Genomic DNA, 25067 nt, shown 5'->3' on the forward strand with positions numbered 1-25067 from the left:
AGCTTTACAAGCTCCAGTATTTTATGTTGTCGGGAACTTCATTGGGCTTGATGGCCGACTTGACATCGAACAGTGTCCCCCCCGGCCTGATCATTTGAAAAAGACGCGCTCTTTCGTTGGTGAGATATTGCCTGTGAGGCACCGCCAGAACAAGCGCCTGCAAATCGTTTATCTCATCGAGCGGCAGGATTGTTTCGCCGTGATCACGCCGAGCGGTTTCGACATCGGCAAGGGGATCATGGACTTTGGGGACAATTCCGAACTGCCTTAGTTCCTTGACCATGTCGAAAACGCGGCTGTTGCGCAAATCCGGCACGTCCTCCTTGAATGTCAGCCCGAGAATGCCGACAGAAGCCCCTTTGACGGGCGTGTCAGAACCAATCAGCCGTTTGACAACCTGCTGGGCGACGAAGGCCCCCATGCCGTCATTGATGCGACGTCCGGCGAGGATGATCTGCGGATGGTAACCTTCGGCCTCGGCCTTGGCGGTCAAATAATATGGATCGACGCTGATGCAGTGGCCGCCGACGAACCCCGGTTTGAAGGGAAGGAAGTTCCATTTCGTCGACGCAGCATCAAGAACATCCTGCGTCCGGATATCGAGCCGCTCGAAGATCATTGCCAGTTCGTTCATCAGCGCGATGTTCAGATCGCGCTGGGTGTTCTCGATAACCTTCGCTGCCTCGGCCACCTTGATCGACGGGGCGCGGTAGACGCCGGCATCGATGATACGGCCATAAACGTTCGCGACGCGCTCCAGCGTCTCGTTATTCTCGCCGGAGACGACTTTGACGATCTTTTGCAGCGAGTGTTCCCGATCGCCGGGGTTGGCGCGTTCGGGCGAATAGCCGAGGGCAAAGTCGCGGGGATGTCGCAGGCCGGAAACCTGCTCGATGATCGGCCCACAGAAATCTTCGGTCACACCTGGATAGACTGTCGACTCAAAAACGACGACGGCGCCTTTGCTCACCGCCTCGCCGACGAGTTCGGACGCCAGTTTCAAAGAAGCTAGATCGGGAGCGCGATTTGCGTCGATAGGGGTTGGCACGGCGACGATGAAGAAAGTAGCGCCTTTCAACATCTCCCGGTCGGTGGTCAGCCCTATCGAGGTCTCCTTGAGCGCCGTTGCGTCAACTTCCCCCGTACGATCGACGCCGCCACGCAATTCCCCGATCCGACGCTCGCTGATGTCAAAAGCTATGGTGCCGGGGAAAACCTTCCCAAAGGCAATGGCTACCGGCAGGCCGACATAACCCAGGCCGATAACTGCAATGCGTTCGGACATCCGTGGGGTTCCTCGAGCCACCTGTTGAGCCGACGTGCTTGTATGGCAGGCTGTTGGCCAATTCAACGATGCTCTATCGCGAAGAGGAATGTCTCACGAAAAATGGTCGTTGCCATTTTCATGTTGCCATCCGCCGATGCCATCGATGTTGTGGATAAAATCCAGCAGGACCGGGTTTCGAGCCACTCTCTGCTGCGGATTGGGGTGAACCGTCAGGTTCTGCCGGCCATCTACGCAGCGGCGGCCCTGACGATAGGGCTGATATTCTCTGCTGCCAATCCATAGGCCACTATCGGCCTCAATCGTGCCTTCTGATCAAACCAAATGCCGGGATCGGAATTCGCATCGGCACCGAGCGGATCTGCGAAATTTCAGTTTGGTCCTTGTGCATTGGCTGCGGACACGTCGTATCCTGCGTGTGGCGACCGATATCTGGTCGATCAGCATTTGCCTGGGAGCAGAAATTGGCCAGACTCTATGACAGCCGCAGACGCATTCTCGTTACCGGGGGCGCAGGGTTTATCGGCTCGCATCTTATTGACCGCCTGTTGGAACGAGGCGACGAAATCTTGTGTGTCGACAACCTTTTCACCGGATCAAAGCGCAATATCGACCATTTGGCCAAGCATCCCCGCTTCGAATTCATGCGCCATGACGTGACCTTTCCGCTCTACGTCGAAGTCGATGAGATTTACAACCTGGCGTGTCCGGCCTCGCCTGTTCACTACCAGTACGACCCGGTTCAGACGATCAAGACCGCCGTGCACGGCGCCATCAATGTTCTTGGATTGGCAAAGCGGCTGAAATGCAAAGTCTTTCAGGCCTCCACCAGTGAGGTCTATGGTGACGCGTCTGTGCATCCGCAGCCCGAGAGTTACTGGGGCAATGTAAACCCGATCGGGCCGCGCTCATGCTACGATGAAGGCAAACGCTGCGCCGAAACGCTGTTCTTCGACTATCACCGACAACATGGCTTGTGGGTCAAGGTCGCGCGGATTTTCAATACGTTCGGGCCGCGCATGCACCCGGCAGACGGCAGGGTTGTCTCAAATTTCATCGTGCAGGCGCTTCGTGGTGAACCGATAACCATTTTCGGCGACGGCTCACAGACAAGGTCGTTTTGCTACGTCGACGACCTGGTGAGCGGCATGCTGCGCCTCATGGATACGGGGCCGGAGGTGACCGGTCCAGTAAACATCGGCAATCCAAGGGAAGTAACGATCAGGCGCTTGGCCGAACTGACGACGCAGATGACCGGATCAGGTTCGGATATAATTTACCGCGATCTTCCGCAAGACGATCCGCGGCACCGCCAGCCCGATATCACCCTTGCCAAAAGGCTTGTCGGCTGGGAGCCGACGGTGACTTTAGAAGCCGGGCTGCAACAGACGATCGACTATTTCAAAGCCCTGCTGCCGAAGGTTTCCACAAACTCGCCTTGACCCGGCACCGCAGTGCAACCGTCAAGTCTGACCGATCACCGTCGTGGTAGCGACGCCTTTTGCAGTCGACTCCGGTAGGCTTGAAGTTTTTCGAATTCTAATTATTTTAAGCTTGAAATTATTTTGAAGATCCATGGCGCTTCATCCGTCCGAGCCGGGACACCGGCATTTGGCGGAGAGCAGAAGGAGGAGGAAGATTTGCCGTTGTTCCGGAATAAAACTCCATGAACACAGCACGATTTTCCGAGAGTGTCACAGGCAAGATCGTCGATGGCGTTCTCATCGTCACGATCGAAAATCCGCCGGTCAACGCGCTGTCCCTCCATGTCAGGGCCGGACTGATGGCTGCGCTTGGGCGTGCGGCGTCGGATGAAGTGTCTGCCGTGGTGCTGACCGCCATTGGGCGCACCTTCATCGGTGGCGCCGATATCAAGGAATTCGGCAAGCCCGCTATCGGGCCCACACTGACTGACGTGATCGAAGCGATGGAGAGCTTCGCCAAACCGATCGTCGCGGCAGTAGGCGGCGCGGCGCTCGGCGGCGGCTGCGAGATTGCGCTGGCCTGCCACTACCGGGTGGCCAGCAAGGCGGCCAGCTTCGGCCTGCCCGAGGTCAAGCTCGGGTTAGTGCCCGGGGCCGGCGGAACCCAACGCCTGCCCCGCCTCATCGGCACGGTCGCCGCAATTGACCTGATCGGCACGGGTCGGCCCGCAAATGCCGACGAAGCTCTCGCTCTCGGTCTGATCGATACCATTGCGGACGATCTTCCCGAAGGCGCGCTCGATGTCGCCCGCCGTCTCGTTGGCCAACCGCTGCGGCGCACGGGTGCGCTTTCCGTCCCGCGCTCGCAACCTGAGGCCGACGCGGCAGCCGCAAGAAAGGTGCTTTCCCGCAGCCGTGGACAGATCGCGCCTGCAGAGGCCGTGAGACTGGTCCGGGCCGCGTCCACGGCCAGACTTGAGGACGGTCTTGTGCACGAACGCGCGACCTTCCTGCGCCTCCGGGATTCTCGCGAGGCGGCAGCGTTGCGCCACGTCTTCTTTGCCGAGAGGCAAGCCAGCAAAGTCGACAGGCTGGAGGGTATCACGCCTCGCAAGGTCGAGACCGTCGGTATCGTCGGAACCGGCCTGATGGGTGCAGGCATCGCGGTCTCGGCCTTGAATGCCGGCTATCGCGTAATCGGCATCGAGCAGAACGACGACGCCGCGGCAAAAGGATACGAGCGGATCGCCGGCCTTCTCGACAAGTCGGTCCAATCCGGCCGACTCACCGATCATGCCCGCAGGGAGGCGCTGAGCCGGTTTGAAGCGGCCAGTGACGCCGGCAGGCTGGTGCAGGCCGATCTGGTCATCGAGGCAGTGTTCGACGATCTCGCGGTAAAAACCGAACTCTTCCGGAAGCTTGATCGTATCGTCCGCCCCGACGCCATACTGGCGACCAACACCAGCTACCTCAACCCCGACGAGATCGCCTCGGCAACCGCCCGGCCCGAACGGATCGCCGGCCTGCATTTTTTCTCCCCGGCCAACGTCATGCGGCTCACCGAAGTGGTGGATTGCGCGGCGACGGCGCCCGATGTGCTCGCCTCGGCTATCGCGTTCGTCAGGAAGCTCGGCAAGCTGCCTGTCGTGTGCGGCGTTACCGAGGGTTTCATCGGCAACCGCCTCTATTCGGCCTACCGCCGCGAGGCGGAGTTCATGGTGGAGGATGGCGCAGCACCGGAAGAGGTGGATGCCGCGCTGGAGGCCTGGGGCTTCCCGATGGGGATCTTCGCGGTCAACGACATGGCTGGGCTGGAGATAGCCTGGGCGCGGCGCAAGCGACAGGCGGCGATGCGCGATCCGCAAGCACGTTATGTCGAGATCGCCGACCGGCTGTGCGAGGCCGGCCGCTTCGGCCGCAAGACCGGGCGCGGCTGGTACGATTATTCCGACGGCGAGCGCAGGAGCGACCCGCAAGTGGCCGCGCTGATCGAGGCCGTTCGGGCGGCCAAGGACATCGTGCCGCGCCGCTTTTCGCCCGATGAGATCGTCACGCGCTTGCTGGCGGCAATGGCCGACGAGGGCAAGGCATTACTCGCCGAAGGCATCGCGGCGCGTGCCTCCGACATCGATCTGGTGATGATCAACGGCTATGGCTTCCCGGCCCACAAGGGCGGGCCGATGTTCCGCGCCGGAGAGGTTTAAGGACCAGCTACGACAGCCTTGCGATGACGGCGCGCAGTGCCTCGCCGAAACGCCTGACCTCGTCGACCGTGTTGTAATGGACCAGCGAGGCGCGGATGGCGCCGCTGTCCATCGACAGGTTGAGACGCTTCATCAGCCGGGGCGCATACATATGGCCGTCGCGGATGCCGATCTGCATGTCAGCCATTTCCTCGACGATCCGCTGCGGCGACAGCTTGCCGATGTTGAAGCAGAATGTCGGCACGCGTTCGTTGATGCGGGCTTCCTCGGCGACGCCGTAGATCGTGGCATTGCATCCCTTGAGCACGGCGAGCATCTCACGCGCCAGGAGCACTTCGTAATCGCGGATGGCGCCCATGCCGGCAACGATGTTGTCGCGCCGCGAGCGGTTGTTGGAGGGCGCCAGATTGCGGCCGATCAGTTCCAGGTACTGCACTGCGGCATCCATGCCCGAGACGTTCTCGTAGATGAAGGTGCCTGCCTCGACCTTGTAAGGCGGCTCGTCGGGGATGAAATCCTCGCGGAAGGTCGGCAGCCGCTTCAGCGTTTCGAAGCGGCCCCACAGAAAGCCCATATGCGGCGAGAAATTCTTGTAGCCGGAGCAGACGAGATAATCACAGTCCCAGGCCTGCACGTCGATCAGCCCGTGCGGTCCGTAATGCACGCAGTCAAGGAACACTTCGGCGCCGGCCGCATGCGCGATCGCGGCCACCGAAGCGACGTCGACGATCGAGCCGATCGAATGCGCGGTCACCGTGCAGGCGACGAGACGGGTGCGATCGGAAACCAGCGGCTTGAGGTCGTCGACATGCAGGTTGCCGTCCTCGCGCATGCGCCACCATTTGAACTTGGCTCCGGCGGGCTCCAGCGCCAGCCACGTGGCGATGTTGGCGTCGTGGTCCATATCGGTGATGACGATCTCGTCGCGCTCTGTGTCCTTGGCCAGCATCTGGCCGATGCCGAGGCTGACCAGGCGAATGAACGAGGTGGCGTTCATGCCGAAGCAGATTTCCGACGGACTGTAGGCGTTGATCAGCAAGGCCACGCTCGTCCGAGCATCCGCAACCGATTGGTCGACCGTGACCGAGCGCCCATAGCGACCACCACGCTGCACATTGTGCGAGACCAGGTGATTGGTCACCGCGTCGAGCACGCTCTGCGGGATCTGCGCGCCGGCGGCGTTGTCCATGAAGATGAAATCACCGGCGCGCTGCAAGGCCGGAAACATGGCGCGGATGGTGTCGACCGGAAAGCCGCCGGCGGCTTGGGAATTGCTCAACTGTATCTCCTGCGAATGGCTTGGGAAGCGGGACGGTTGATGAGGTCAGCGCGTCTTCTCGGTCTTGAAGCGGTCTTCGAGCAGGCTGACGAGGCGGACCATCGGCCAGAGGAAGATGAGATAGACCAAAGCGGCGCCGATCAGCGGCGAGGGATTGGCATAGAGCGACTGCGCGTTGGTCGCTTCCTTCAACAGTTCAGGCAGCGCAACGGTGGAAGCGAGCGACGTGTCCTTGAACATCGAGACGCAATTGCTGGTCATCGGCGGGATGACGACGCGGATCGCCTGCGGCAGCACCACCTTGCGCAAGGTCAAAAGGAAAGGCAGGCCGAGCGCCTGTGCTGCCTCGAATTGGCCTTTCGGAATGCTCTCAATGCCGGAGCGGAACACTTCTGCTGAATAGGCCGACATGATGATGGCGAACGCCGTCACGGCGGAGGCCCAGGACGACAGACGGATGCCGAGGAAGGGCAGCGCATAATAGATCAGGATCAGCACCACCAGCACCGGCAGGGCGCGGAAGATGTCGGTGTAGCCGACCGCCAGCCAGCGCAGCGGCTTCGGCGCATAGAGCCGCAACAGGCTGATCCCCAGGCCGATGGGAATGCCGATGCCGATACTCAAAATGCCGAGCAGCAGCGTGTTCAGGAAGCCACGCAACAGCGCCGGCAGGCTGGACATTATCACGTCAGGATTGAAGAAGGTGTCGATCAGCGACATGGGAGCGTTCCCGAACCCCAGAGCAAAGGATGCTCAAGTTAAAACCAATCGACCTTGCCTCCGATGAGGCTATCCGTGTGGCAGCAGGCGCCGGAGCGTGAAATGAATCGTGCCGGCCTGGGAGCCGGCACGATTTAAGTGCATTGCCGGTCAGGCCTTGGGCAGCGGCATTTCCTTGACCGTCGAGGAATCGGCTGGCGCGTCGCTGCCGAACCACTTCTTGTGGATCGCGGCCAGCGTTCCGTCCTTCTTCATCGCGGTCAGCGCGTCGTTCAGCTTGCCGAGCAGCGGATGGTCCTTGCTCATCATCAGGCCGTACTGTTCGCCGGTCTTGATGCGCTGCTTGACCTTCAGGTCCTTCATCTTGGTGAAGGAGTATTCCATGCCCGGAATATCGCTGACGGCGGCGTCCACGCGGCCCGCGCTGAGGTCGAGCAGAAGATTCTGCTGCGTGTCATAGCCCTTCACGTCGCTGTAGCCGTCAGCCTCCTGATGCGCCTTGACCCAGGTCTCGCCGGTCGAGCCTGAAAGCACGCCGACGATCTTGCCCTTGAGGTCGGCCTCGGTGTTAACAGCGCTATCGGTCTTCGTCGCAATGCCCATGTCGGAGTCATAATAGGGCTGGGTGAAGGACAGCGTTTTCAGTCGCTCCGGCGTGATGGTGATGGAGGAGATCGCGACATCGATGCGGTTGGAACTGACAGCCGCGAACAGCGCCTGGAAGCCGAGGTCGGCAATGTCGGTGGTCATGCCGGCACGCTTGGCCGCTTCGTTGACGATGTCGACTTCAAAGCCCTCGAACGTGCCGCTCTCGTTCTTGTATTCGAAGGGCGGATTGGTCGGGTAGGCGCCGACATTGAGCACATCGGCGGCAAAGGCGGTGGCCGGGCCGGCAGCGATGCCGATCGTGGCGGCGAGAAGAAGCAGGTTGCGACGAGTGAAGCTCATTTTGTGTTCCCTCTGGTTGTGATCGGGCGGGTCTGCTCCCGCACGGTTTGTTGCCGTCCCACCTCCCAGCGGGGCGTCAATTTATGGCGGCGACCATGCGCTCGAGCGCGGTCGCTATCTGGTCGCGTTCACGGCACACGCACATCCGCAGGAAGGCCGCTGCCGAATTTCCAAAGAGGTGGCCGGGAGCCAGCCCGACGCGCGCCGTCTCCAGTATCCTGGCGCAGGCCTGCCGGGCGTCGCTTTCGCCGTCCATGGCAAAGAAGGCATACATGCCTCCGCGCGGTTTCGTCGGCAGGATGATGCCGGGAATCTGGGCCAGCCTGTCATAGGCAAGGTCGAGGCCGGTTTTGATCCGCTGCCTGATCTCCTCGACCAGCGGCTCGCCTTGGCGGATGGCGGCGACAGCGCCTGCCTGGATAGGCGCGGCGGTGCCGCTGTTGATGTACTGCGTCATGGCGCCAAGCTGGTCGGCCACCCCCGACGGATGCGTCAGCCAGCCGATGCGCCAGCCGGTCATCGCCCACGCCTTCGAAAAACTGTTGACCGACAGCACCCGGTCGCCATCCTCGGCGATCTGCAGGATGGAAGGAGCAACATTGCCGTCGAAATAGAGCCGGCCATAGACCTCGTCGGAGATGATCCAGATGCCGGTGCGCCGGCTGAAGTCGAGCAGCGCCTGCATCTCCTCGCGCGACGCGGTCCAGCCGGTCGGGTTGGACGGCGTCGACAGGAAGATCGCGCGTGTGCGCGCATCGCAAGTGGCGAACAGCCGGTCGAGATCGAGATGCCAGTCGCCCTTGAAGTCGAGCGAAAACGGCCTTGGCTCGCCGCCGATCAGATGGATGGCGTTGTGGATGTTGGGCCATTGCGGCGCGACATAGACGACGTTGCTGCCGGTATCGACCAGCAGTTCCAGCGCCAGGTACAGCGCCTGCATGCCGCCGGGCGTGACCGTGGTGCGCGCAATCGGGATCGTCCGGCCGTGAATGCGCGTTTGGTATTCCGACAGCGCCTCGTTCAGTAGGGGGTGCCCACGCATGTTAGGGACGTAGAACGTCTGGCCTTCATCGAAGGCGGCCTTCGCCGCGTCGCGGATGAAAGCGGGCGTCACCATGTCGCCTTCGCCGTACCAGAGCGCGATCACGTCGCCCAGTTCTCGGGCGCGCACGGCAAGGTTGGCAATGTTTTCGGTGTGCAGGTCACGGATCTGGGCACGTACGCCGTCGAAAGCATAACGCGCGCTGGACGATGACTGGGGCAGTATGAACGACAAGGACTGAAACCCCTCCCACCCGGAGCACCGCGACGGACTGCCCGGCAAGCCCCACCGGCACGACAGTCGCCATCGAGTTTGGATGCTATCCAATGTGCTGCGCTTTTCAAGGAAAAAGTTTTAAGCTTAAAAAGTTTTTGCCCGATCCCGCCCGTCTACCGCAGCTCGGCGCGCGCAGCGGTGCAGTTGGCCGCAGCGCCGGCGCCAAGAAACATCGTATCGCTGGCCAGCACGAAGAAGCTCGCGCCGATAGCGGCCCACTGGCTGATCGTCTGTGGGCTGGCGCAAAATATACCCGATGTCCTGCCATGCGCGACGGTCGCGCGGATGATCCTTGTGATCGCCTCATTGAGCTTGTCCACGCCTTTCGGCCCGATCGCATCGATCGACACGGAGAGATCGCCGGGGCCGACGAAGACCACATCGATGCCGTCTATGGCCGCGATCGCCTCGATGTTGGCCAGCCCCTCCGATGTCTCGACCTGGACCGCGACGACCACCCTATCATTGGCCGCGGCCAGATATTCGGGAATGCGATAGCCATAGCCGGCCGCGCGGCCAGGCCCGACGCCGCGCTCGCCCAGCGGCGGATAGCGCGAGGCTTTCACCGCCGCCTCGGCCTGAGCAGCGGTCGAGACGCGCGGCACGAGCACGCCTTGTGCGCCGCTGTCGAGCGCCGCCTGGATAGCTTCCGGCGCATGACCGGGAACACGCACCATGGCCGGCACGCGATGCACGTCGGCCGCGCGCACCATGGTTTCGATCGTGTCGCGCGCGATCTGGGCATGTTCCCAGTCGATGCAGACGAAGTCGAGGCCGGTGAGCGCCATCACTTCGACGGCGACGGGATGGGGAATAGCGGCGAAGGAGCCGACGAGATTGGTCTTGCCGATGCACTTCTGACGGAACGCGCTCATATCCATCCCCTTTTCCCCTCCGAATTCATATCCGCAATCGGCGGCGAGGCGAAGCTATTTCAGGCTTGAAATATTTTTGCGCGGGCCTAGCGTGTCGGTCTCCCGCCACGAGTTCCCATGATGATCAAAACGCATCCCCTGCACGGCTCGAACAAACTGAAGCTCGGCGTCTTTTCGACCAATGCCGATGGCGGTCTGGCCATCACCGATGTGCCGGAACGCTGGACGGCAAGCTGGCAGGACAATCTGACGGCGGCGCAGATCGCCGACCGCGCCGGGCTGGAATTTATGCTGCCGATCGCGCGCTGGCGTGGCTTTGGCGGCCGCAACAAGGTGCGCGAATGGTCGTTCGAGACCTTCACCTGGGCAGCAGCCCTGGCGGTGGCCACCGAGCAGATCGGCCTGTTCATGACCGTGCATGTGCCGCTGGTGCATCCGCTCTATGCCGCCAAGGCGCTGGCAACTGTCGACCATATCAGCCAGGGCCGCGCCGGCCTGAACATCGTCTGCGGCTGGAACCCGAAGGAATTCGGCATGTTCGGCACGCCTTTGGTCGAGAAGGGCTACGACCAGGCCGCCGAATGGATCGAAATCCTGGAAAAGCTCTACGCCTCGGACCAGCCTCTGGACTATGAAGGCACCTACTATCGCCTCAAGGAGGCGGTGAGCCGGCCGGCGAGCCTGCAGGTTCCACGCCCGGTGACCATGAACGCTGCTTTCGGTGGCCCGGGCCGGGATTTCGCCGCCGCCCGATGCGATTATCTGTTCACGACCTTTTCGGAAATGAGCGATGCCGGCAAGCATGTCGCCGACATCAGCGAGCGGGCCGACAAGGTTGGCCGCAACGTCGGCGTCTACACGGTGGCGCATGTCGTCTGCCGTCCAACCATGGAAGAGGCGCAGGCCTACTACACGCGCTATGCCGTCGATCTGGTCGACCACGATGCGGTCGATGCTCATATGGCAGGCAAGAAGGAGTTCTCGCAGTCGCATGACCCGCATGCCTATGACCGCTACCGGCAGCGTTTCGCCGGCGGCGCCGGCACCTACCCGCTGGTTGGAACGCCGGAGACGATTGCCGCCGAGATGGCGGCAATAGCCGGGCATGGCTACCAGGGCATCGCGCTGTCGTTCGTCAACTACACCCAGGAACTGCCCTATTTCTGCGACCACGTATTTCCGCTGCTGAAGCGGGCGGGGCTGCGCTGCTGATCAATCCGGGAATAACGAATTCGTTAATCCGGAATGACGGCGGTTGCCTGAATTTCGATCTTGGCGCGATCTTCCACCAGCGCCACCACCTGCATGGCGGCCATCGCTGGGAAATGCCGGCCGATCACCTCGCGATAGGCCTCGCCTATACCCTTGAGATTGCCGAGATATTCGGCCTTGTCGGTGAAATACCAGGTCATCGCGGTGATGTGCCGTGGCTCCGCGCCGGCTTCCGCCAGCACGGCGACGATGTTTTGCAGCGTCTGCCGCACCTGGCCGGCGAAATCGTCGGTCTCGAACTGGCACTGCCCGTTCCAGCCGACCTGTCCGCCGACGAAGACGAGCCTGCCGCGCGCGGCAATGCCGTTGGCGTAGCCGACCGGTTTCGCCCAGCCCTCCGGCTGCAGGATCTCGTGCATTTTCAAGCCTCCCCGGTATTCTTAAAACCAAATCTCAAAATCCAATACGTCGCTGTCAGGCCGCGCCCATCACCTGCCGTGCGATCACCACCTTCTGCACATCGGATGCGCCCTCGTAGATGCGTAGCGCGCGGATCTCGCGATAGAGGCTCTCGACGATATGGCCCTTGCGGACGCCGTCCCCCCCATGCAGCTGCACAGCCTTGTCGATCACCTCTTGCGCCTTGTCGGTGGCGAACAGCTTGGCCATCGCCGCCTCGCGGGTGACACGAGCCGCGCCCATGTCCTTGGTCCAGGCAGCGCGGTAGACCAGCAGCGCTGCGGCATCGATGTCCAGCGCCATGTCGGCGATATGGCCTTGCACCATCTGCAGCTCTGCCATCGGAGCGCCGAAAAGTTTGCGCTCGGCCACCCTGCTGATGCTTTCGTCCAGCGCCCGGCGGGCAAAGCCGAGTGCCGCCGCGCCGACCGTGGAGCGGAACACGTCAAGCACCGACATGGCGATGCGGAAGCCGTCTCCCGGTTTGCCGATCAGCGCCGAAGCCGGCACCCGGACCTGATCGAAGGAAAGCCGCGCCAGCGGATGCGGCGCGATCACTTCAAGGCGCTCGGCAATGCCAAGCCCCTTGGTATCAGCGGGTACGAGAAAGGCGGAAAGTCCCTTGGCACCCGGTGCCTCGGCGGTGCGGGCAAAGACGACGTAGAGATCGGCAATGCCGCCATTGGAAATCCAGGTCTTCTCGCCGCTGAGGATATAGAAGTCGCCATCGCGGCTCGCCGTCATTTCGGTGTTGGCGACATCCGACCCGGAGCGTGGCTCCGAAAGCGCGAAGGCGGAAATCGTCTTGCCGGCCCTGGTCTTTGCCAGCCATTGCTGCTGGTCGGGTGTGCCGAACAGGCTGAGCGCGCCGGTGCCGAGCCCCTGCATGGCGAAGGCGAAGTCGGCCAACCCGTCATGGCGCGCCAGCGTCTCGCGCGTGATGCACAAGGTGCGGACATCGAGCGGTCCCGGATTGTCGGTATCGAGCGCCGTCGGCTTCAGCCAGCCGTCGCGGCCAAGTTTCGCCACCAGCTCGCGGCAGGCGGCATCGACGTCGTGGTGATCGACGGGCAGGTTCCTGGCGCACCAGGCATCAAGGCGTTCGGCGAGTTCGCGATGCCGGTCTTCGAAAAACGGCCAGTTGAGGAAACTCTTGTCAGCCATCAATTGCCCTCGAACACCGGTTTCTCCTTGGCGAGGAAGGCCTTGTAGGCGCGCTCGAAGTCACGCGTCTGCATGCAGATCGCCTGCGCCTGCGCTTCCGCTTCGATCGCCTGGTCGAGGCCCATCGACCATTCCTGGTTGAGCTGCGTCTTGGTGATGCCGTGCGCGAAGGTCGGACCCGAGACGATGCGCGCCGCCATCTCGAGCGCGTCGGCCTCGAGCACTGCGGCATCGACCAGCCTGTTGTAGAAGCCCCAGCGCTCGCCTTCCGCTGCCGTCATCGTGCGGCCGGTGTAGAGCAATTCGGCGGCACGGCCCTGGCCGATGATGCGCGGCAGGATCGCGCAGGCGCCCATGTCGCAGCCGGCAAGGCCGACGCGGGTGAACAGGAAAGCGGTCTTGGCCTCCGGCGTGGCGATGCGGATGTCGGCGCTCATGGCGATGATGGCGCCGGCGCCGACCGCGACACCGTCGACCGCCGCGATGATCGGCTTGCCGCAGTTGAGCATCGCCTTGACGAAATCGCCGGTCATGCGGGTGAAGGCGAGCAATTCCTTCATGTCCATCTTGACCAATGGGCCGATAATGTCGTGGACATCGCCGCCCGAGCAGAAATTGCCGCCATTGGGCAGGAACACCACGGCGTCGACGTCGTCGGCATAGACGAGATCGCGGAACGTGTCGCGCAGTTCCGCATAGCTGTCGAAGGTCAGCGGATTCTTGCGCTCCGGCCGGTCGAGCCGCACCTTGGCGATCCTGCCTTCGACTTCCCAAAGGAAGTGCTTCGGCTTGAGGCCGGCCATCGAACTCATTCGCGTCCCTCCCAGTTGCTGCGGAACGAGGTCAGCATGCCGGTCAGCCGGCGCGCATCCTCCTCGCTGACCTTGGCCAGCAATTCTCCGATCCAACCCTCATGCGCCGCGGCCATTGCGGCAAAAGATTTGGAACCCTCGTCGGTCAGTCGCACCATGGATGTGCGGCGATCGCCATTGCGGCGCGCGCGCGCGACCACCCCTTCCGAAACAAGCCGGTCGACGATGCCGGTGACATTGCCGTTGGATACCAGCAGGAAGCGCGACAGATCGCTCATCAGCATGCCTTCCGGCGCGCGGTAGAGGGCGGCCATGACGTCGAAACGCGGCAGCGTCGTATCGAATTCCTTCTTCAGGCGCTCGCGCAGCTCCGCTTCGATCGTGCGCGAGGCGCGCAGCAGCCTGATCCAGAGACGCAGCCGGTCCTTGCCGGGTCCCGACGGCGCGGGCAATGGGCCGGCTACCATGTTTCGCCTCCTGAGATCGAAATTGCTTGTCCGGTAATCGACGCAGCCGCATCGCCGCACAGCCAGAGCACCGCTGAGGCAACTTCCTGCGGCTGGATGAAACGGCCTTGCGGGTTGGTCGAGGCAAGGCTCGCCCGCGCCTGCTCGACTGAGCGGCCGGTCTTTTCGACGACGCGCTGAATGGACTCCTCCAGCATGCCGGTCTCTACGAAGCCCGGGCAAACGGCGTTGACGGTCACGCCGGATTTCGCCGTCTCGGCCGCCAGTGCCCGCATCAGCCCGACCACCCCATGCTTGGCCGCCACGTAGGGCGCGACATAGGCGTAGCCTTTCAGCCCTGCGGTCGAGGCGACGAAGACGATCCGGCCCGCCTTGCGCGCGGCCATGCCGGCCAGCGCCGGCTTCACCGTCAGGAAGGCGCCGGTCAGATTGACGTCGAGCGTCCGCTGCCAGTCGGCAAGCGAGGTCCTGTGCGCCGGCGTGCTGCCGGCCATGCCGGCATTGGCGACGACGATGTCGAACGGGCCGCGCAAGGCTTCCGCCTGCGCGTAGAGCGATGTCATCGCCGCCTCGTTGGTAACATCGGCCGGCATGGCGTGAACGCGGCCGTTCTCGCCTGCCACCTTGGCAAGCTCGGCGTCGCGCCGTCCGCATATGGTCACCTCGATGCCGGCCTCGGCCAGCGCGAGTGCGATGGCCCGACCGACGCCGGAACCGCCGCCGGTGACCAGCGCATGTTTGCCTGAAATCGCCGAGACCGTCGTCATACTTTCAGCCCCGCCGCCGCATCGCGCTCGGCCAGCCGGTAGATCTGGTCGCGTCCGGGCAGATAGGGATCCGGCCATTTGACGCCACGGTCGCCGAGCGTCACTGCCGCATGCAGCGTCCAGTAGGGATCGGCGAGATGCGGCCGTGCCAGTGCCACCAGGTCGGCGCGGCCAGCCATCAGGATCGAATTGACATGGTCAGGCTCGTAGATGTTGCCAACCGCCATGGTCGCCATGCCGACCTCGTTGCGGATGCGGTCCGAGAACGGCGTCTGGAACATGCGGCCATAGACAGGCTTGGCGGCAATCGAGGTTTGGCCCGCCGAGACGTCGCATATGTCGACGCCTTCCAAATGCAGCATCCGCGCGATCTCCACCGCATCGGCCGGCGTCACACCCTCGATGCCGACCCAGTCATTGGCCGAAATGCGCACCGAGATCGGCTTTCGCGCCGGCCAGGCGGCACGCACCGCATGGAAGATTTCCAGGGGATAGCGCATGCGATTTTCCAGCGAACCGCCATACTCATCCGTGCGCCGGTTGGTGACCGGCGTGATGAAGGACGACAGCAGATAGCCGTGCGCGGCATGGATCTCCAGCATGTCGAAGCCGCAGCGATCGGCCATCTGGGTGGCGGTCACGAACTCGTCGCGCACCTTGTCCATGTCAGCACGGTCCATGGCTTTCGGCACCTGATTCTCAGGTGACCATGCAATCGCCGAGGCCGCCATGACCGGCCAATTGCCCGAGGCGAGCGGCACGTCGGTGCCTTCCCAACCGATACGGGTCGAGCCCTTGGCCCCGGAATGCCCGACTTGGGCGCAGATTTTCGCCTCGGTCTCGGTGTGGACAAAATCGACGAGCCGCTTCCACGCAACCTCATGTTCGGGCGCATAGAAGCCGGGACAGCCGGGCGTGATGCGTCCTTCCGGGCTGACACAGGTCATCTCGATATAGACAAGCCCGGCGCCGCCCTTGGCCCGCTCGGCATAGTGGGCGAAATGCCAGTCGGTCGGGCAGCCATCCACAGCCTTGTACTGCGCCATCGGCGAAACGACGATGCGGTTGTTGAGCTGCATGTCGCGCAGCCTGAACGGCGCGAACATCGGCGCCCGGCGCTGCCTGTTGCCGCCTGCCCCCGCCTGGCGCTGGAACCATTCCTCGGCGCTTTCAAGCCATTTGGCATCCCGCAGCCGCAAATTCTCGTGGCTGATGCGCTGCGAGCGGGTCAGCAGCGAATAGTTGAACTGCACCGGATCGAGGCCGAGATAGCGCTCGACCTCCTCGAACCACTCCAGCGAATTGCGCGCCGCCGACTGCAGCTTCAGCACCTCGGTGCGGCGCGCATCCTCATACTTGCGGAAGGCGGCGACGAGGTCCGGTTCGGTTTTGACATACTCGGCCAGCGCGACCGCACTTTCCAATGCGAGTTTGGTGCCCGAGCCGATCGAGAAATGCGCCGAGGCCGCGGCATCGCCCATCAGCGCCAGGTTCTTGTACGACCAGCGTTCGCACAGCACGCGCGGGAAATTGATCCAGGCCGAACCTCTGATGTGATTGGCATTGGACATCAGCGCGTGGCCGCCGAGATGCTTCTCAAAGATGCGCTCGCAGACGGCGATCGATTCCTGCTGCGACATCGCGCCGAAGCCGAAGGCAGCCCAGGTCTGTTCGCTGCATTCGACGATGAAAGTCGCTGTCTCGCTGTCGAACTGATAGGCGTGCGCCCACACCCAGCCATGTTCGGTCTTCTCGAAGATGAAGGTGAAGGCGTCGTCGAATTTCTGGTTGGTGCCGAGCCAGACGAATTTGCATTTGCGGGTGTCGATGTCGGGCTTGAAGACTTCGACGAAGGTGTTGCGCGCCCTTGAGTTCAGCCCGTCGGCGGCGACGACCAGATCATGCGTCGCCATATAGGGCTGAGGGTCGGCGATATCGCTCTCGAACATCAGCCTCACGCCAAGTTCGCGCGCGCGTCGCTGCAGCAGGACCAGAAGCCGCTTGCGGCCGATGCCACAGAAACCGTGGCCCGACGAGACCGTGCGCACGCCGTCATGGATGACGGCGATGTCGTCCCAATAGGCGAAATGCTTCTTGATCCAGACAGCGCTGACCGGGTCGTTTTTGGCAAGGTTGTCGAGTGTTTCGGCCGACAGCACGACGCCCCAGCCGAACGTATCGTCGGCGCGATTGCGCTCGAACACCGTGATCTCGTGGGCGGCGTCCCGCAGCTTCATTGAAATGGCAAAGTAGAGGCCGGCTGGTCCGCCACCGAGAACCGCAACCTTCATCCGTGCGATCTCCTCTTCGCTTGCTGCATATCAAGTATTGCGCCGGAGATAAAATATTTCAAGCTTAAAGTTTCATGTTGGAACGATTGCTGGACACGGGTGGCGCGCCTGCGGGCTGGCCCCGCAAGCGCGCTCTGGAAATCACTTGTCCGGGTTCTTCGGGCTCCACAGCACAGTCTCGGCACCCTTCTCATAGGCCATCCCATCGGGATAGCTGATCGCCTCCAGTTGCAATCCCCATGGCGCCTGGAAATAGAGGATGGTCTGGCCGGCCGCCGGACCTTCCTTGACCGGCAGCGGACCCATCCGCGTCTTCACCCCCTTGCCGTCGAGATAGGCTTTCGCCGCGGCGACATCATCGACATACATGGCAATGTGGAAGCCGCCGATATCGCTGTTCTTCGGAGTCAAATCCTTCTGGTCAGGCGCGGTGTATTTGAACAACTCGATGTTCGATCCATGACCGCAACGCACCATGGTGACCTGCTCGATGACAGCCTTCGGATCGACGCCCAGAAGATCCTGCATGAAGGTGCCCTTGTCATCGGCGAACGGACCGAACGACATCGCCTTCTTGCAGCCGACGACTTCGGTGAAGAAGTCGACTGCCTGCTTCATGTCGGGCACCGTGATGCCGGTGTGGTCGTGGCCGCGCATGCCGGGGATCGCATCGGCCGAAGCCGTTCCCATCGAGCAGAACAGGATCGCGGCAAGCATCGTGCCGCGGGCTGCGTAATTCATATTACCCTCCGTTCGCGGGCTGATTTTGCCCTCATGCACGTCCGAAGCCCGCTGTTCGGCGTGGTGGGTGAACAGTCCTATGCCGGCGCTTTCGTTGCTGGCCGCAACCAGTCCGCGTCGATCTCAGGCAGTGGGATGGCGGCAAGCAGGTCGCGCGTGTAGGTCTCCCTGGGATTGTCGAACAGCGCATCGGTGGCGCTCGCCTCGACGATCCTGCCCTCGCGCATTACGATCACCTGTTGGCAGAGCCGCCGGATGACCGACAGGTCGTGGCTGATGAAGGCGACCGTCAGCCCCATCTCCGCGGCCAGTCTCTCCAAAAGGGTGAGGATCTGCGCCTGCGTCGATACGTCGAGGCCGGAGACGATCTCGTCGGCCAGCACGAATTTCGGCGAAAGCGCCAACGCGCGCGCAATTCCGACGCGCTGGCGCTGCCCGCCCGACAGTTCATGACGATAGCGACTAGCGAAGCTTTGCGGCAGGCCGACGCGATGCAATGCCTCGGCGACGCGTTCCCTAAGCCTGTCGCCAAGCCCATTCTGCTTGAGCGGCGCGGCAATGATGCCGGCGATGGTGCGACGCGGGTTGAGCGACGACATCGGGTCCTGGAAGATCATCTGCAGGTCGCGGCGCAGAGGTCGCAGCTCCGCATCCGGCAGATGGGCGATATCGCGGCCCTCGAAATGGATGCTGCCGACGCTCGGCTCCAGAAGTCTGACAAGCGTGCGGCCGAGCGTCGATTTTCCGGACCCGGATTCACCGACGATGCCGGTCACCGAACCTCTCGGCAGATCGAAGTCTAGGCCTTTCAAAATCTCGGCCAGCGGCGCGCGGCCGATCAGCGGCTTGCGGGTCATGTCGGGCAGCGCCACCTTCAGCCCGCGCACGGAAAACAGCGGCTCAACCATGCGGCCGCCTCCACGCCTGGTCTGCCGCGCCGATCTCGGCGGCAAGCCCGGCCAGCACGGTCTCGTCCACCGGCTTCAGCGAGGCCAAGGGATGGGTGTAGCGTGGCGTGGCGGCTATCAATGCCCGCGTATAGGGATGCTCAGGCGCGGCGAAGAGAGCGGCTGTATCAGCCTCTTCCACCACCTTGCCGGCGTAGAGCACAGACACTTGCTGGCTGATCTTTGCAACGACGCCGAGATCGTGGGTGACGAACAGGATCGCGGTGCCATGCTCGCGTTGCAACTCGGCGATCAGGCGCAGGATCTGCTTTTGCACGGTCACGTCGAGCGCGGTTGTTGGCTCGTCGGCAACGATCAGCCGTGGCTCGGCGGCGAAGGCGGCGGCGATCAGCACACGCTGGCGCATGCCGCCGGACAGCTCGTGCGGATAGCATTTCAGCACCCGGTCGGGATCGCGGATCTGCACCTCATCCAACAATTGCCGGATACGCTTGTCCGCCTTGTCACCGTTCCAGCCGAGAATGCGCACCAGCCGGTCAGTCATCTGCGGACCGATGCGGCGCGACGGGTTGAGCGCAGTCAACGGATCTTGCGGGATCAGCGCCGTGCGAGCGCCGATCAGCGTGCGCCTTGCCTTGGGCTGCAGCCTGCCGAGGTCTTCGCCTTCGAGCTGCATGGCGCCTTCGACGATGCGCACGCTTGACGGCAGCACACCGAGAACCGCCTTGCCGATCATCGTCTTGCCGGCGCCGCTCTCGCCAACAAGAGCACGCACCTCACCCGGCTGCACGGAGAGCGACACCGACCGCAGCACGCGCTGGCCGTTCGGCAGCACGGCGCTCAGATTGGCAATATCCAGGCAAGCGCTCATCGCAGCACCGGATCGAAGCGTGTCTTCAGCGCCTCACCGAACTGGCTGAACGACAGCACGGTGAGGATCAGCGTGACAAGCGGAAACACCAGCACCCACCAGGCCTGATGGATCGACAGCCGGCCCTCGGCGATGATGCCGCCCCAGGTCGGATCGTCGGTCGAGATCGACAGATTGACGAAGGACAGGATGGCCTCGACGATGACGGCGATGCCCATCTCCAGCGACAGCAGTGCCACGATCGACGGCACCACATTGGGCAGCACCTCGCGCAGCATGATGCCGATGCGGCCATAGCCGGCGATGCGGGCGTTCTCGACATAGTCCATGCGCGACTGGCCCATCGCTTCGGCGCGGATCACCCGGCAAAAGCGCGTCCAGTCGATTATGACGATGGCGAGGATGACGGAACTGAGGCCGGTGCCGAGCACCGCGACCAGCAGGATGGCGAACAGCACCGGCGGGAATGCCATCCAGACGTCGACGATGCGTGAAATGATGCGGTCGGCCCAGCCGCCGAAATAGCCGGCGACCAGTCCGAGCGTCGAGCCGACAAGGCAGGCGGCGATCGCCGCCGCGAAAGCGACGATGAAGGCGATACGGCCGCCGAAGATCAGCCGGGAGAGGAGATCGCGGCCGAGGCTGTCGGTGCCCAGCCAATAGCCGGATTCCGCACCACTCATCCAGAATGGCGGCAGCCGTTCCAGCATCAGGTCTTGCGCCAGCGGGTCCTGCGGTGCGACCAGCGGCGCGAAGATCGCGGCCAGCAGCGCCAGCAGCAGCCAGCCGCCGGCCAGCCACAGCCTCGGGCCCAGTCCGCGCCGGGCGATGCGTGCCTCATCCATGGCGCAGCCTCGGATTGAGCAGCGCGTACATCATGTCGACGCCAAGATTGATCAGCACGAACAGCAGCGCGAACACCAGCACGATGCCTTGGATCAGCGGCAGGTCGCGGTTGATGACGGCATCGATCGCCATGTTACCGAGCCCTTCGTAGGAAAACAGCCGCTCGACGATGACCGTGCCGCCGATGAGGAAGGTGAACTGGACGCCGACGAGAGTCAGTGTCGGCAAGGCAGCGTTCTTCAGCGCCTCGCGTAAGATAACCTGCGTTTCCGAAAACCCCTTCACCCGCGCCAGCACGACATAGTCGAGGTCCAGCACTTCCTTCAGCGACTGTTTCAGCAACTGCGCGATGATTGCGGCCAGCGGCAGCGCCAGCGCCACAGCCGGCATCAGCATGTGCTTCAGGAGATCCCAGGTCAGGTCGAGGCGCAGCCGAAGCAAGCTCTCGAAGAAATAGAACTGGGTGACGAAGGGCAGGTCGAGCTGCGGCGACACGCGGCCGGAAATGTCGAAGATCGGCACCAGCACGCCAAACAAAAGGATCAGCACGAGGCCCCACAGGAAATCGGGAATGGAAAGGGCGGCACCGCTGGCGATATCGATGCCGGCTTCGACCGCCGTGCCACGTTCGCGGGCGCCGAGGATCGCCGTCGTGCCGCCGAGCCCAACCGCCATGATCAGCGCGACGATGGCGAGTTCCAGCGTTGCCGGCAAGCGGTTGAAGACGAGGCTGAGCACATCTTGCCTGAGCGAAATCGAGGTGCCGAAATCGCCCCTGACGACGCCGGACAGCCAGATGAAGAATTGCTGCACGATGGTCTTGTCGAGCCCGTAGAGTGCACGCAGCCGGTCGATGTCGGCATCTGTCGCACCGGGGGGCAGCATCATGGCGATCGGGTCACCAGGCGCGACGCGGATCACGACGAAGACGACGACAGCCACGCCGAACAGCGTGATCAGCATCGTCAGCAGACGGATCAGGAATCGTTGCAGGAGCATTCTGGTGTTGGCCCAGTGCGTTTCTAACGAAGAGCCCCCTCATTCGTCCGCTTCGCGGCCACCTTCTCCCCGAGGGGAGAAGAGGTCACGGACGGCTGAGCTGGTCTCTTCTCCCCAGCGGGGAGAAGGTGGCCCGAAGGGCCGGATGAGGGGGCCGCTCAGCGAAGGGTGGCGCCCACAAGCCGATATCAGGCCGGGGTCATCAGCGCCGGCAGCAGCGCGCCGGACACATGCTGCACCACGTTGACGCCCTTGGCATGCACGATAGGTTGCGCATACTGAATCAGCGGCAGCACATAGGCCTGCTCGGCGATATACTTGTCGACAGCCTTCCAGCCGGCGATGCGCTTGGCCTCGTCCTTCTCGCCCCAGAGCGGATTGATCATGTCGATCAGATCCTGGCTGTCCCACACCGAGTGCGGGCTCGGCCCATACATGGCAAAACCCGTCGACGTCGTCGGGTCGCCGATGGCGTTGCCCCAATTGTAGAAGGCGGCCGGCGCCAGCTTGTCGGCGGCGCGCAGTTCATAGTGCTTGGCGATCTCGTAGACCTCGATCGTCGCCTCGATGCCGACCTTACGCCACATGCCGACGATCGCCTGGATCATCTCATAATCCTTGGGCTTGAAGCCCTTGGTCGTCTGGATGGTGAACTTGACCGGTTTTTCCGGCGAATAGCCGGAAGCCGCGAGCAGCTCCTTGGCCTTTTCCGGATTGTGCTCGACCTTGATCGAGGCGTCGAAGGCCGTGTACTCCGGGGTCTCCAGCGTGGCGATCGGTTGGCCATAGCCGCGCAGCAGCCGCTTGACCAGAAGCTCCTTGTCCACAGCCATGACGGCGGCCTGGCGGACGTTCTTGTCCAGCATCGCTTCGATGTCGTTGAAGAAGATCATGCCGATGTCGGAAACGGGCTTGCACGAGCCGGCAAGCCCGTCCTTGGCGATCAGCCGGTCATACTCTTCATAGGGGACCTCCAGCGTCACCTGCGAGGAACCGGATTCGATTTCGGCAACGCGGCTCGCCGCATCAGTGACGAACTTGATCGTCACATTCTCGAAGGCCGGCTTGTCGCCCCAATAGTGCGGGTTGGCCTTCAGTCGGAGGAAAGCATTTCGCTCGAATTTTTCCACCATGTAAGGGCCGGTGCCGATCGGCGCCTTCTCGAAACCTTCGGCGCCGACCTTCTCATAATAGGCCTTCGGCAGGATGTAGCCGGTCAGGAACGACATCCATTTAAAGTAGACCGGATCGAACTGCACGACGTCGCCGGTGATCTTGTTGCCGTCGATCTTGAAATTGTTGACGTTCTTCCAGACGAACTGGATCGGATTGCCGGTCTTTTCGTCGCCCGCCCGCTGCAGCGACCAGACCACGTCCTCGGGCGTGAAGGGCGAGCCGTCATGCCAGGTCACGCCTTCGCGCACCGTCATCGTCACCTTGGTGCGATCCTCGTTCCAGCCCCATTCGGTGAGCAGGCCAGGCGCAAAGGACAGGTCCGGCTTTTGCGGAATGAACTGGTCGAACACTGACTGGTAGAGGCCCTGGATCGTCGGGTTGACGGCCGAGGGTCCGGTGGTCGGATCCCAGGACGGCAGGTTGACGTTATAGGCGATGGTCAGCTCGCCCGCTGCCGCCTTGGCGATCTCAGGCAGGCCGATCGCCGCCACCCCAAGTGCCGCGGCACTGTATCCCAGCAATTCTCGTCTGTTGATTGTCATGGTCGTTCCCCTTGTTGGTTTTGTTGTCTTTGCGCGGCACTATCAGTTTATCGATCCGGGCTTCGTGGGCAGCAGCGCCTTGCCTCTCGTAGCCTTCATGAAATCTTGCGAGCTACCTCCCGCCAAGCTGTTGCGCGAGCATGAAGCCGGAGGCCGCGCCGGTGCCGGCGCCGGGCCATGTCGCGGCGCCTATGAGATGCAGATTGCCGACCGGCGTGTTCCAGCCGGCATAACCGCGCGCCGGGCGGAACAGGAAATTCTGTGCCAGATGGTGGCTGCCGCAGACCTGGTCGCCACCGACGAGATTGGGGTTCTCACGCTCGAGGTCGATTGGCGAGAACACTGCACGGCCGAGGATTTTCGCGTGCAGTCCGGGTGCGTAGATCTCGATGGTGTCGAGCACGCGTTCGGCATAGACGTCCTTGACCTGATCCCAATGCGCGGGCGCGATCTTGCCGGCCGCATCGCCCAGGATTTCGGCGGGCAGCATGCGCACCTGCACCCACAGCACATGCTTGCCCTGCGGCGCGCGTGACGGATCGACCGCTGTCGGCTGGCCGACGATCAGCACCGGTTGGTCCGGCAGCATGCCCGCCATCGCCTGCTGATAGGTGCGCGACATCGGGTCGAGCGAGGGCGACAGATGCACATAGGCGAACTGCCGCAGCTCGGCCCCGGCGCGCCAGTCCGGCAGGTCGTCGAGCGCCAGATGGATCATCATCGTGCCCGGCGCGTGCCGGAACTTCTGCATAGCCGTGTCGAAGCCGGTGTCGCCGGAACCGTTGGGCAGCAACTTGCCGGTCAGCGCCCTGGGCGCGACGCCGGCAATGACCGCCTTGGTTACCGTATGCGTCTCACCGGACGCAAGCCGCACGCCGGTCGCCTTGCCGGCGGAAACGGTGATTTCGGCAACCTCTGTCCCTGTGACGATCTTGCCGCCCGCCGAGGTGACCATACCTGCCAGCGCCCGGATGATCGTGTCGGCGCCGCCCTTGCCTATCACCATGCCAAAGGTCTGGTTGGCCATGGATTCCAGATAGGGGAACACGGCGCCGCCGGCGGTGTCGGGTGCAAAGTCGAGATGCATGCCCCAGGTGGCAAGCGTTGCCCGCACATGCGCGGACTCGAAATTTTCCTCCAGCCAGGCGCGCGGCGATGACAGCAAAAGCCGAGCGGTGTCGAATGCGCCCGACATGCCCTTCTTGCGCCACAGGTTCCAGGCGGTGCCGGCAAGCGCGCGGGCACTCATCGGCGAGCCCAGCAGCCGGAACAGATGCTCGGCCTCTGCCGGGAAGGCGGCGACCAGTCTACGCCAGGTCGCGGCATCGGCGGCGGAGAAAGCGGCCATGCGGCCGGTGGTTTTTTCCAGATCGTTGCTGACGCCGAACCAGCGTCCGTCCGGGAAGGCGCTGGCAAAACAGTCGGCGACCGGCGCGAACTCAAGACCCTGTGCTTTCAATTCATTTGCATATTTCCGGTGGAAGGCGGAGCCGGCGAACAGGCTCAGATTCATCGCACCGAAATCGTGCCGGAAGCCTGGGAGGGTGTATTCGTGGGTCTGGACGGCGCCGCCGATTGCTGCACTGCGCTCGAAAATCCCGGTTTTCCAGCCTTTGAGCGCCAGATGCGCAGCGCACGCCAGACTGTTGTGGCCCGCCCCGACAAAGATGGCGTCGAACTCGCTCACGCCCCGTTCCCATTTCCTTTATGCTTAAAGATAATTGCAGATGCATATGTTTTCGTCTAGTAGGATATTAAG

23 protein-coding genes and 1 pseudogene are annotated in these 25067 nt (G+C 62.9%); 4 read left to right on the forward strand and 20 right to left on the reverse strand.

What is annotated here, in order from left to right; genetic code table 11:
* Window positions 1-4 precede the first annotated feature (4 nt).
* The gene (locus tag NKJ18_RS17455) at window positions 5-1285 is read right to left on the reverse strand and encodes a nucleotide sugar dehydrogenase (protein ID WP_023686926.1); all 1281 of its coding nucleotides are present in this window, start codon (window positions 1283-1285) and stop codon (window positions 5-7) included.
* Between the two features lie 102 nt (window positions 1286-1387).
* Between NKJ18_RS17455 and NKJ18_RS17460 the strand changes: the two genes are divergently transcribed.
* From NKJ18_RS17460 to NKJ18_RS17470, 3 genes are all read left to right on the forward strand, one after another.
* Window positions 1388-1570 (forward strand): hypothetical protein, encoded by a 183-nt coding sequence (locus tag NKJ18_RS17460; protein WP_352667767.1) that lies wholly within the window; start codon window positions 1388-1390, stop codon window positions 1568-1570.
* A gap of 179 nt (window positions 1571-1749) precedes the next feature.
* Window positions 1750-2727: a UDP-glucuronic acid decarboxylase family protein gene (locus NKJ18_RS17465; RefSeq protein ID WP_023667815.1), complete on the forward strand. Its 978-nt coding sequence runs from the start codon at window positions 1750-1752 to the stop codon at window positions 2725-2727.
* Between the two features lie 224 nt (window positions 2728-2951).
* Entirely contained in the window at window positions 2952-4913 is a 1962-nt protein-coding gene (locus tag NKJ18_RS17470; protein ID WP_352758992.1) for a 3-hydroxyacyl-CoA dehydrogenase NAD-binding domain-containing protein, read from the forward strand.
* Window positions 4914-4920: 7 nt separating this feature from the next.
* On the opposite strand, the gene NKJ18_RS17475 is transcribed toward NKJ18_RS17470, so the two are convergent.
* The 5 genes from NKJ18_RS17475 to NKJ18_RS17495 all read right to left on the reverse strand — a co-directional run bounded on the left by NKJ18_RS17475 (window position 4921) and on the right by NKJ18_RS17495 (window position 10053).
* A complete protein-coding gene (locus NKJ18_RS17475) occupies window positions 4921-6192 on the reverse strand; it encodes a cysteine desulfurase-like protein (RefSeq protein WP_023682725.1) in 1272 nt (423 codons plus the stop codon).
* A gap of 45 nt (window positions 6193-6237) precedes the next feature.
* Window positions 6238-6912: an amino acid ABC transporter permease gene (locus tag NKJ18_RS17480; protein WP_023667812.1), complete on the reverse strand. Its 675-nt coding sequence runs from the start codon at window positions 6910-6912 to the stop codon at window positions 6238-6240.
* 150 nt (window positions 6913-7062) lie between these two features.
* Window positions 7063-7860 (reverse strand): ABC transporter substrate-binding protein, encoded by a 798-nt coding sequence (locus NKJ18_RS17485; RefSeq protein ID WP_023682726.1) that lies wholly within the window; start codon window positions 7858-7860, stop codon window positions 7063-7065.
* Window positions 7861-7936: 76 nt separating this feature from the next.
* Complete coding sequence (locus NKJ18_RS17490) at window positions 7937-9136, reverse strand: pyridoxal phosphate-dependent aminotransferase (protein WP_023745664.1); 1200 nt, start codon at window positions 9134-9136, stop codon at window positions 7937-7939.
* A 155-nt stretch (window positions 9137-9291) separates the two neighbouring features.
* A complete protein-coding gene (locus NKJ18_RS17495) occupies window positions 9292-10053 on the reverse strand; it encodes an HpcH/HpaI aldolase family protein (protein WP_023686922.1) in 762 nt (253 codons plus the stop codon).
* 120 nt (window positions 10054-10173) lie between these two features.
* On the opposite strand from NKJ18_RS17495, the gene NKJ18_RS17500 reads away from it, so the two are divergent.
* Window positions 10174-11265, forward strand: a complete 1092-nt coding sequence (locus NKJ18_RS17500; protein WP_286460991.1) for an LLM class flavin-dependent oxidoreductase — start codon at window positions 10174-10176, stop codon at window positions 11263-11265.
* Between the two features lie 23 nt (window positions 11266-11288).
* Here the strand turns inward: NKJ18_RS17500 and NKJ18_RS17505 are convergent, their stop codons facing one another.
* The 14 genes and pseudogenes from NKJ18_RS17505 to NKJ18_RS17565 form a co-directional block, all read right to left on the reverse strand.
* Window positions 11289-11684, reverse strand: a complete 396-nt coding sequence (locus NKJ18_RS17505; protein ID WP_023667806.1) for a RidA family protein — start codon at window positions 11682-11684, stop codon at window positions 11289-11291.
* A gap of 55 nt (window positions 11685-11739) precedes the next feature.
* Entirely contained in the window at window positions 11740-12888 is a 1149-nt protein-coding gene (locus NKJ18_RS17510; protein ID WP_023667805.1) for an acyl-CoA dehydrogenase family protein, read from the reverse strand.
* Window positions 12888-13700 (reverse strand): enoyl-CoA hydratase family protein, encoded by an 813-nt coding sequence (locus NKJ18_RS17515; RefSeq protein WP_023667804.1) that lies wholly within the window; start codon window positions 13698-13700, stop codon window positions 12888-12890. Before NKJ18_RS17515 ends, NKJ18_RS17510 begins: the two co-directional genes overlap by 1 nt.
* Complete coding sequence (locus NKJ18_RS17520; protein ID WP_023667803.1) at window positions 13697-14167, reverse strand: MarR family winged helix-turn-helix transcriptional regulator; 471 nt, start codon at window positions 14165-14167, stop codon at window positions 13697-13699. Before NKJ18_RS17520 ends, NKJ18_RS17515 begins: the two co-directional genes overlap by 4 nt.
* Window positions 14161-14934 carry an SDR family NAD(P)-dependent oxidoreductase gene (locus NKJ18_RS17525; protein ID WP_352758996.1) on the reverse strand — a complete coding sequence of 258 codons (774 nt, stop codon included), beginning with the start codon at window positions 14932-14934 and terminating at the stop codon, window positions 14161-14163. Before NKJ18_RS17525 ends, NKJ18_RS17520 begins: the two co-directional genes overlap by 7 nt.
* A complete protein-coding gene (locus NKJ18_RS17530) occupies window positions 14931-17225 on the reverse strand; it encodes a bifunctional salicylyl-CoA 5-hydroxylase/oxidoreductase (protein WP_352758998.1) in 2295 nt (764 codons plus the stop codon). Before NKJ18_RS17530 ends, NKJ18_RS17525 begins: the two co-directional genes overlap by 4 nt.
* A gap of 141 nt (window positions 17226-17366) precedes the next feature.
* Window positions 17367-17966 (reverse strand): VOC family protein, encoded by a 600-nt coding sequence (locus NKJ18_RS17535; protein WP_352759001.1) that lies wholly within the window; start codon window positions 17964-17966, stop codon window positions 17367-17369.
* Between the two features lie 77 nt (window positions 17967-18043).
* Entirely contained in the window at window positions 18044-18874 is an 831-nt protein-coding gene (locus NKJ18_RS17540) for an ATP-binding cassette domain-containing protein (protein WP_023699865.1), read from the reverse strand.
* Window positions 18867-19745, reverse strand: a complete 879-nt coding sequence (locus NKJ18_RS17545; RefSeq protein WP_023695186.1) for an ABC transporter ATP-binding protein — start codon at window positions 19743-19745, stop codon at window positions 18867-18869. The genes NKJ18_RS17540 and NKJ18_RS17545 overlap by 8 nt, the downstream gene beginning before the upstream one ends.
* A complete protein-coding gene (locus NKJ18_RS17550) occupies window positions 19742-20590 on the reverse strand; it encodes an ABC transporter permease (RefSeq protein ID WP_023714925.1) in 849 nt (282 codons plus the stop codon). The genes NKJ18_RS17545 and NKJ18_RS17550 overlap by 4 nt, the downstream gene beginning before the upstream one ends.
* A complete protein-coding gene (locus NKJ18_RS17555) occupies window positions 20583-21590 on the reverse strand; it encodes an ABC transporter permease (protein WP_023699867.1) in 1008 nt (335 codons plus the stop codon). Before NKJ18_RS17555 ends, NKJ18_RS17550 begins: the two co-directional genes overlap by 8 nt.
* 42 nt (window positions 21591-21632) lie before the next feature.
* A pseudogene (locus tag NKJ18_RS33020) lies at window positions 21633-21745 on the reverse strand (endonuclease domain-containing protein); the annotation flags it as partial.
* 33 nt (window positions 21746-21778) lie between these two features.
* The gene (locus tag NKJ18_RS17560; protein WP_023686913.1) at window positions 21779-23308 is read right to left on the reverse strand and encodes an ABC transporter substrate-binding protein; all 1530 of its coding nucleotides are present in this window, start codon (window positions 23306-23308) and stop codon (window positions 21779-21781) included.
* A 112-nt stretch (window positions 23309-23420) separates the two neighbouring features.
* Window positions 23421-24995 (reverse strand): phytoene desaturase family protein, encoded by a 1575-nt coding sequence (locus NKJ18_RS17565; protein WP_352759005.1) that lies wholly within the window; start codon window positions 24993-24995, stop codon window positions 23421-23423.
* Window positions 24996-25067: the final 72 nt, after the last annotated feature.

The sequence above is a fragment of the Mesorhizobium sp. M0217 genome, assembly GCF_040321955.1.
In the GTDB taxonomy this organism is placed as follows: Bacteria; Pseudomonadota; Alphaproteobacteria; order Rhizobiales; family Rhizobiaceae; genus Mesorhizobium.

Bases quoted from the DNA above. Each gene is read 5' to 3' on its own strand.
- NKJ18_RS17550 (WP_023714925.1), bottom strand. From the start codon at position 20,590: ATGGATGAGGCACGCATCGCCCGGCGCGGACTGGGCCCGAGGCTGTGG.
- NKJ18_RS17520 (WP_023667803.1), bottom strand. From the start codon at position 14,167: ATGGTAGCCGGCCCATTGCCCGCGCCGTCGGGACCCGGCAAGGACCGG.
- NKJ18_RS17480 (WP_023667812.1), bottom strand. From the start codon at position 6,912: ATGTCGCTGATCGACACCTTCTTCAATCCTGACGTGATAATGTCCAGC.
- NKJ18_RS17530 (WP_352758998.1), bottom strand. From the start codon at position 17,225: ATGAAGGTTGCGGTTCTCGGTGGCGGACCAGCCGGCCTCTACTTTGCC.
- NKJ18_RS17500 (WP_286460991.1), top strand. From the start codon at position 10,174: ATGATCAAAACGCATCCCCTGCACGGCTCGAACAAACTGAAGCTCGGC.
- NKJ18_RS17455 (WP_023686926.1), bottom strand. From the start codon at position 1,285: ATGTCCGAACGCATTGCAGTTATCGGCCTGGGTTATGTCGGCCTGCCG.
- NKJ18_RS17555 (WP_023699867.1), bottom strand. From the start codon at position 21,590: ATGCTCCTGCAACGATTCCTGATCCGTCTGCTGACGATGCTGATCACG.
- NKJ18_RS17515 (WP_023667804.1), bottom strand. From the start codon at position 13,700: ATGAGTTCGATGGCCGGCCTCAAGCCGAAGCACTTCCTTTGGGAAGTC.
- NKJ18_RS17545 (WP_023695186.1), bottom strand. From the start codon at position 19,745: ATGAGCGCTTGCCTGGATATTGCCAATCTGAGCGCCGTGCTGCCGAAC.
- NKJ18_RS17495 (WP_023686922.1), bottom strand. From the start codon at position 10,053: ATGAGCGCGTTCCGTCAGAAGTGCATCGGCAAGACCAATCTCGTCGGC.
- NKJ18_RS17535 (WP_352759001.1), bottom strand. From the start codon at position 17,966: ATGAATTACGCAGCCCGCGGCACGATGCTTGCCGCGATCCTGTTCTGC.
- NKJ18_RS17460 (WP_352667767.1), top strand. From the start codon at position 1,388: ATGGTCGTTGCCATTTTCATGTTGCCATCCGCCGATGCCATCGATGTT.
- NKJ18_RS17540 (WP_023699865.1), bottom strand. From the start codon at position 18,874: ATGGTTGAGCCGCTGTTTTCCGTGCGCGGGCTGAAGGTGGCGCTGCCC.
- NKJ18_RS17470 (WP_352758992.1), top strand. From the start codon at position 2,952: ATGAACACAGCACGATTTTCCGAGAGTGTCACAGGCAAGATCGTCGAT.
- NKJ18_RS17485 (WP_023682726.1), bottom strand. From the start codon at position 7,860: ATGAGCTTCACTCGTCGCAACCTGCTTCTTCTCGCCGCCACGATCGGC.
- NKJ18_RS17510 (WP_023667805.1), bottom strand. From the start codon at position 12,888: ATGGCTGACAAGAGTTTCCTCAACTGGCCGTTTTTCGAAGACCGGCAT.
- NKJ18_RS17560 (WP_023686913.1), bottom strand. From the start codon at position 23,308: ATGACAATCAACAGACGAGAATTGCTGGGATACAGTGCCGCGGCACTT.
- NKJ18_RS17505 (WP_023667806.1), bottom strand. From the start codon at position 11,684: ATGCACGAGATCCTGCAGCCGGAGGGCTGGGCGAAACCGGTCGGCTAC.
- NKJ18_RS17525 (WP_352758996.1), bottom strand. From the start codon at position 14,934: ATGACGACGGTCTCGGCGATTTCAGGCAAACATGCGCTGGTCACCGGC.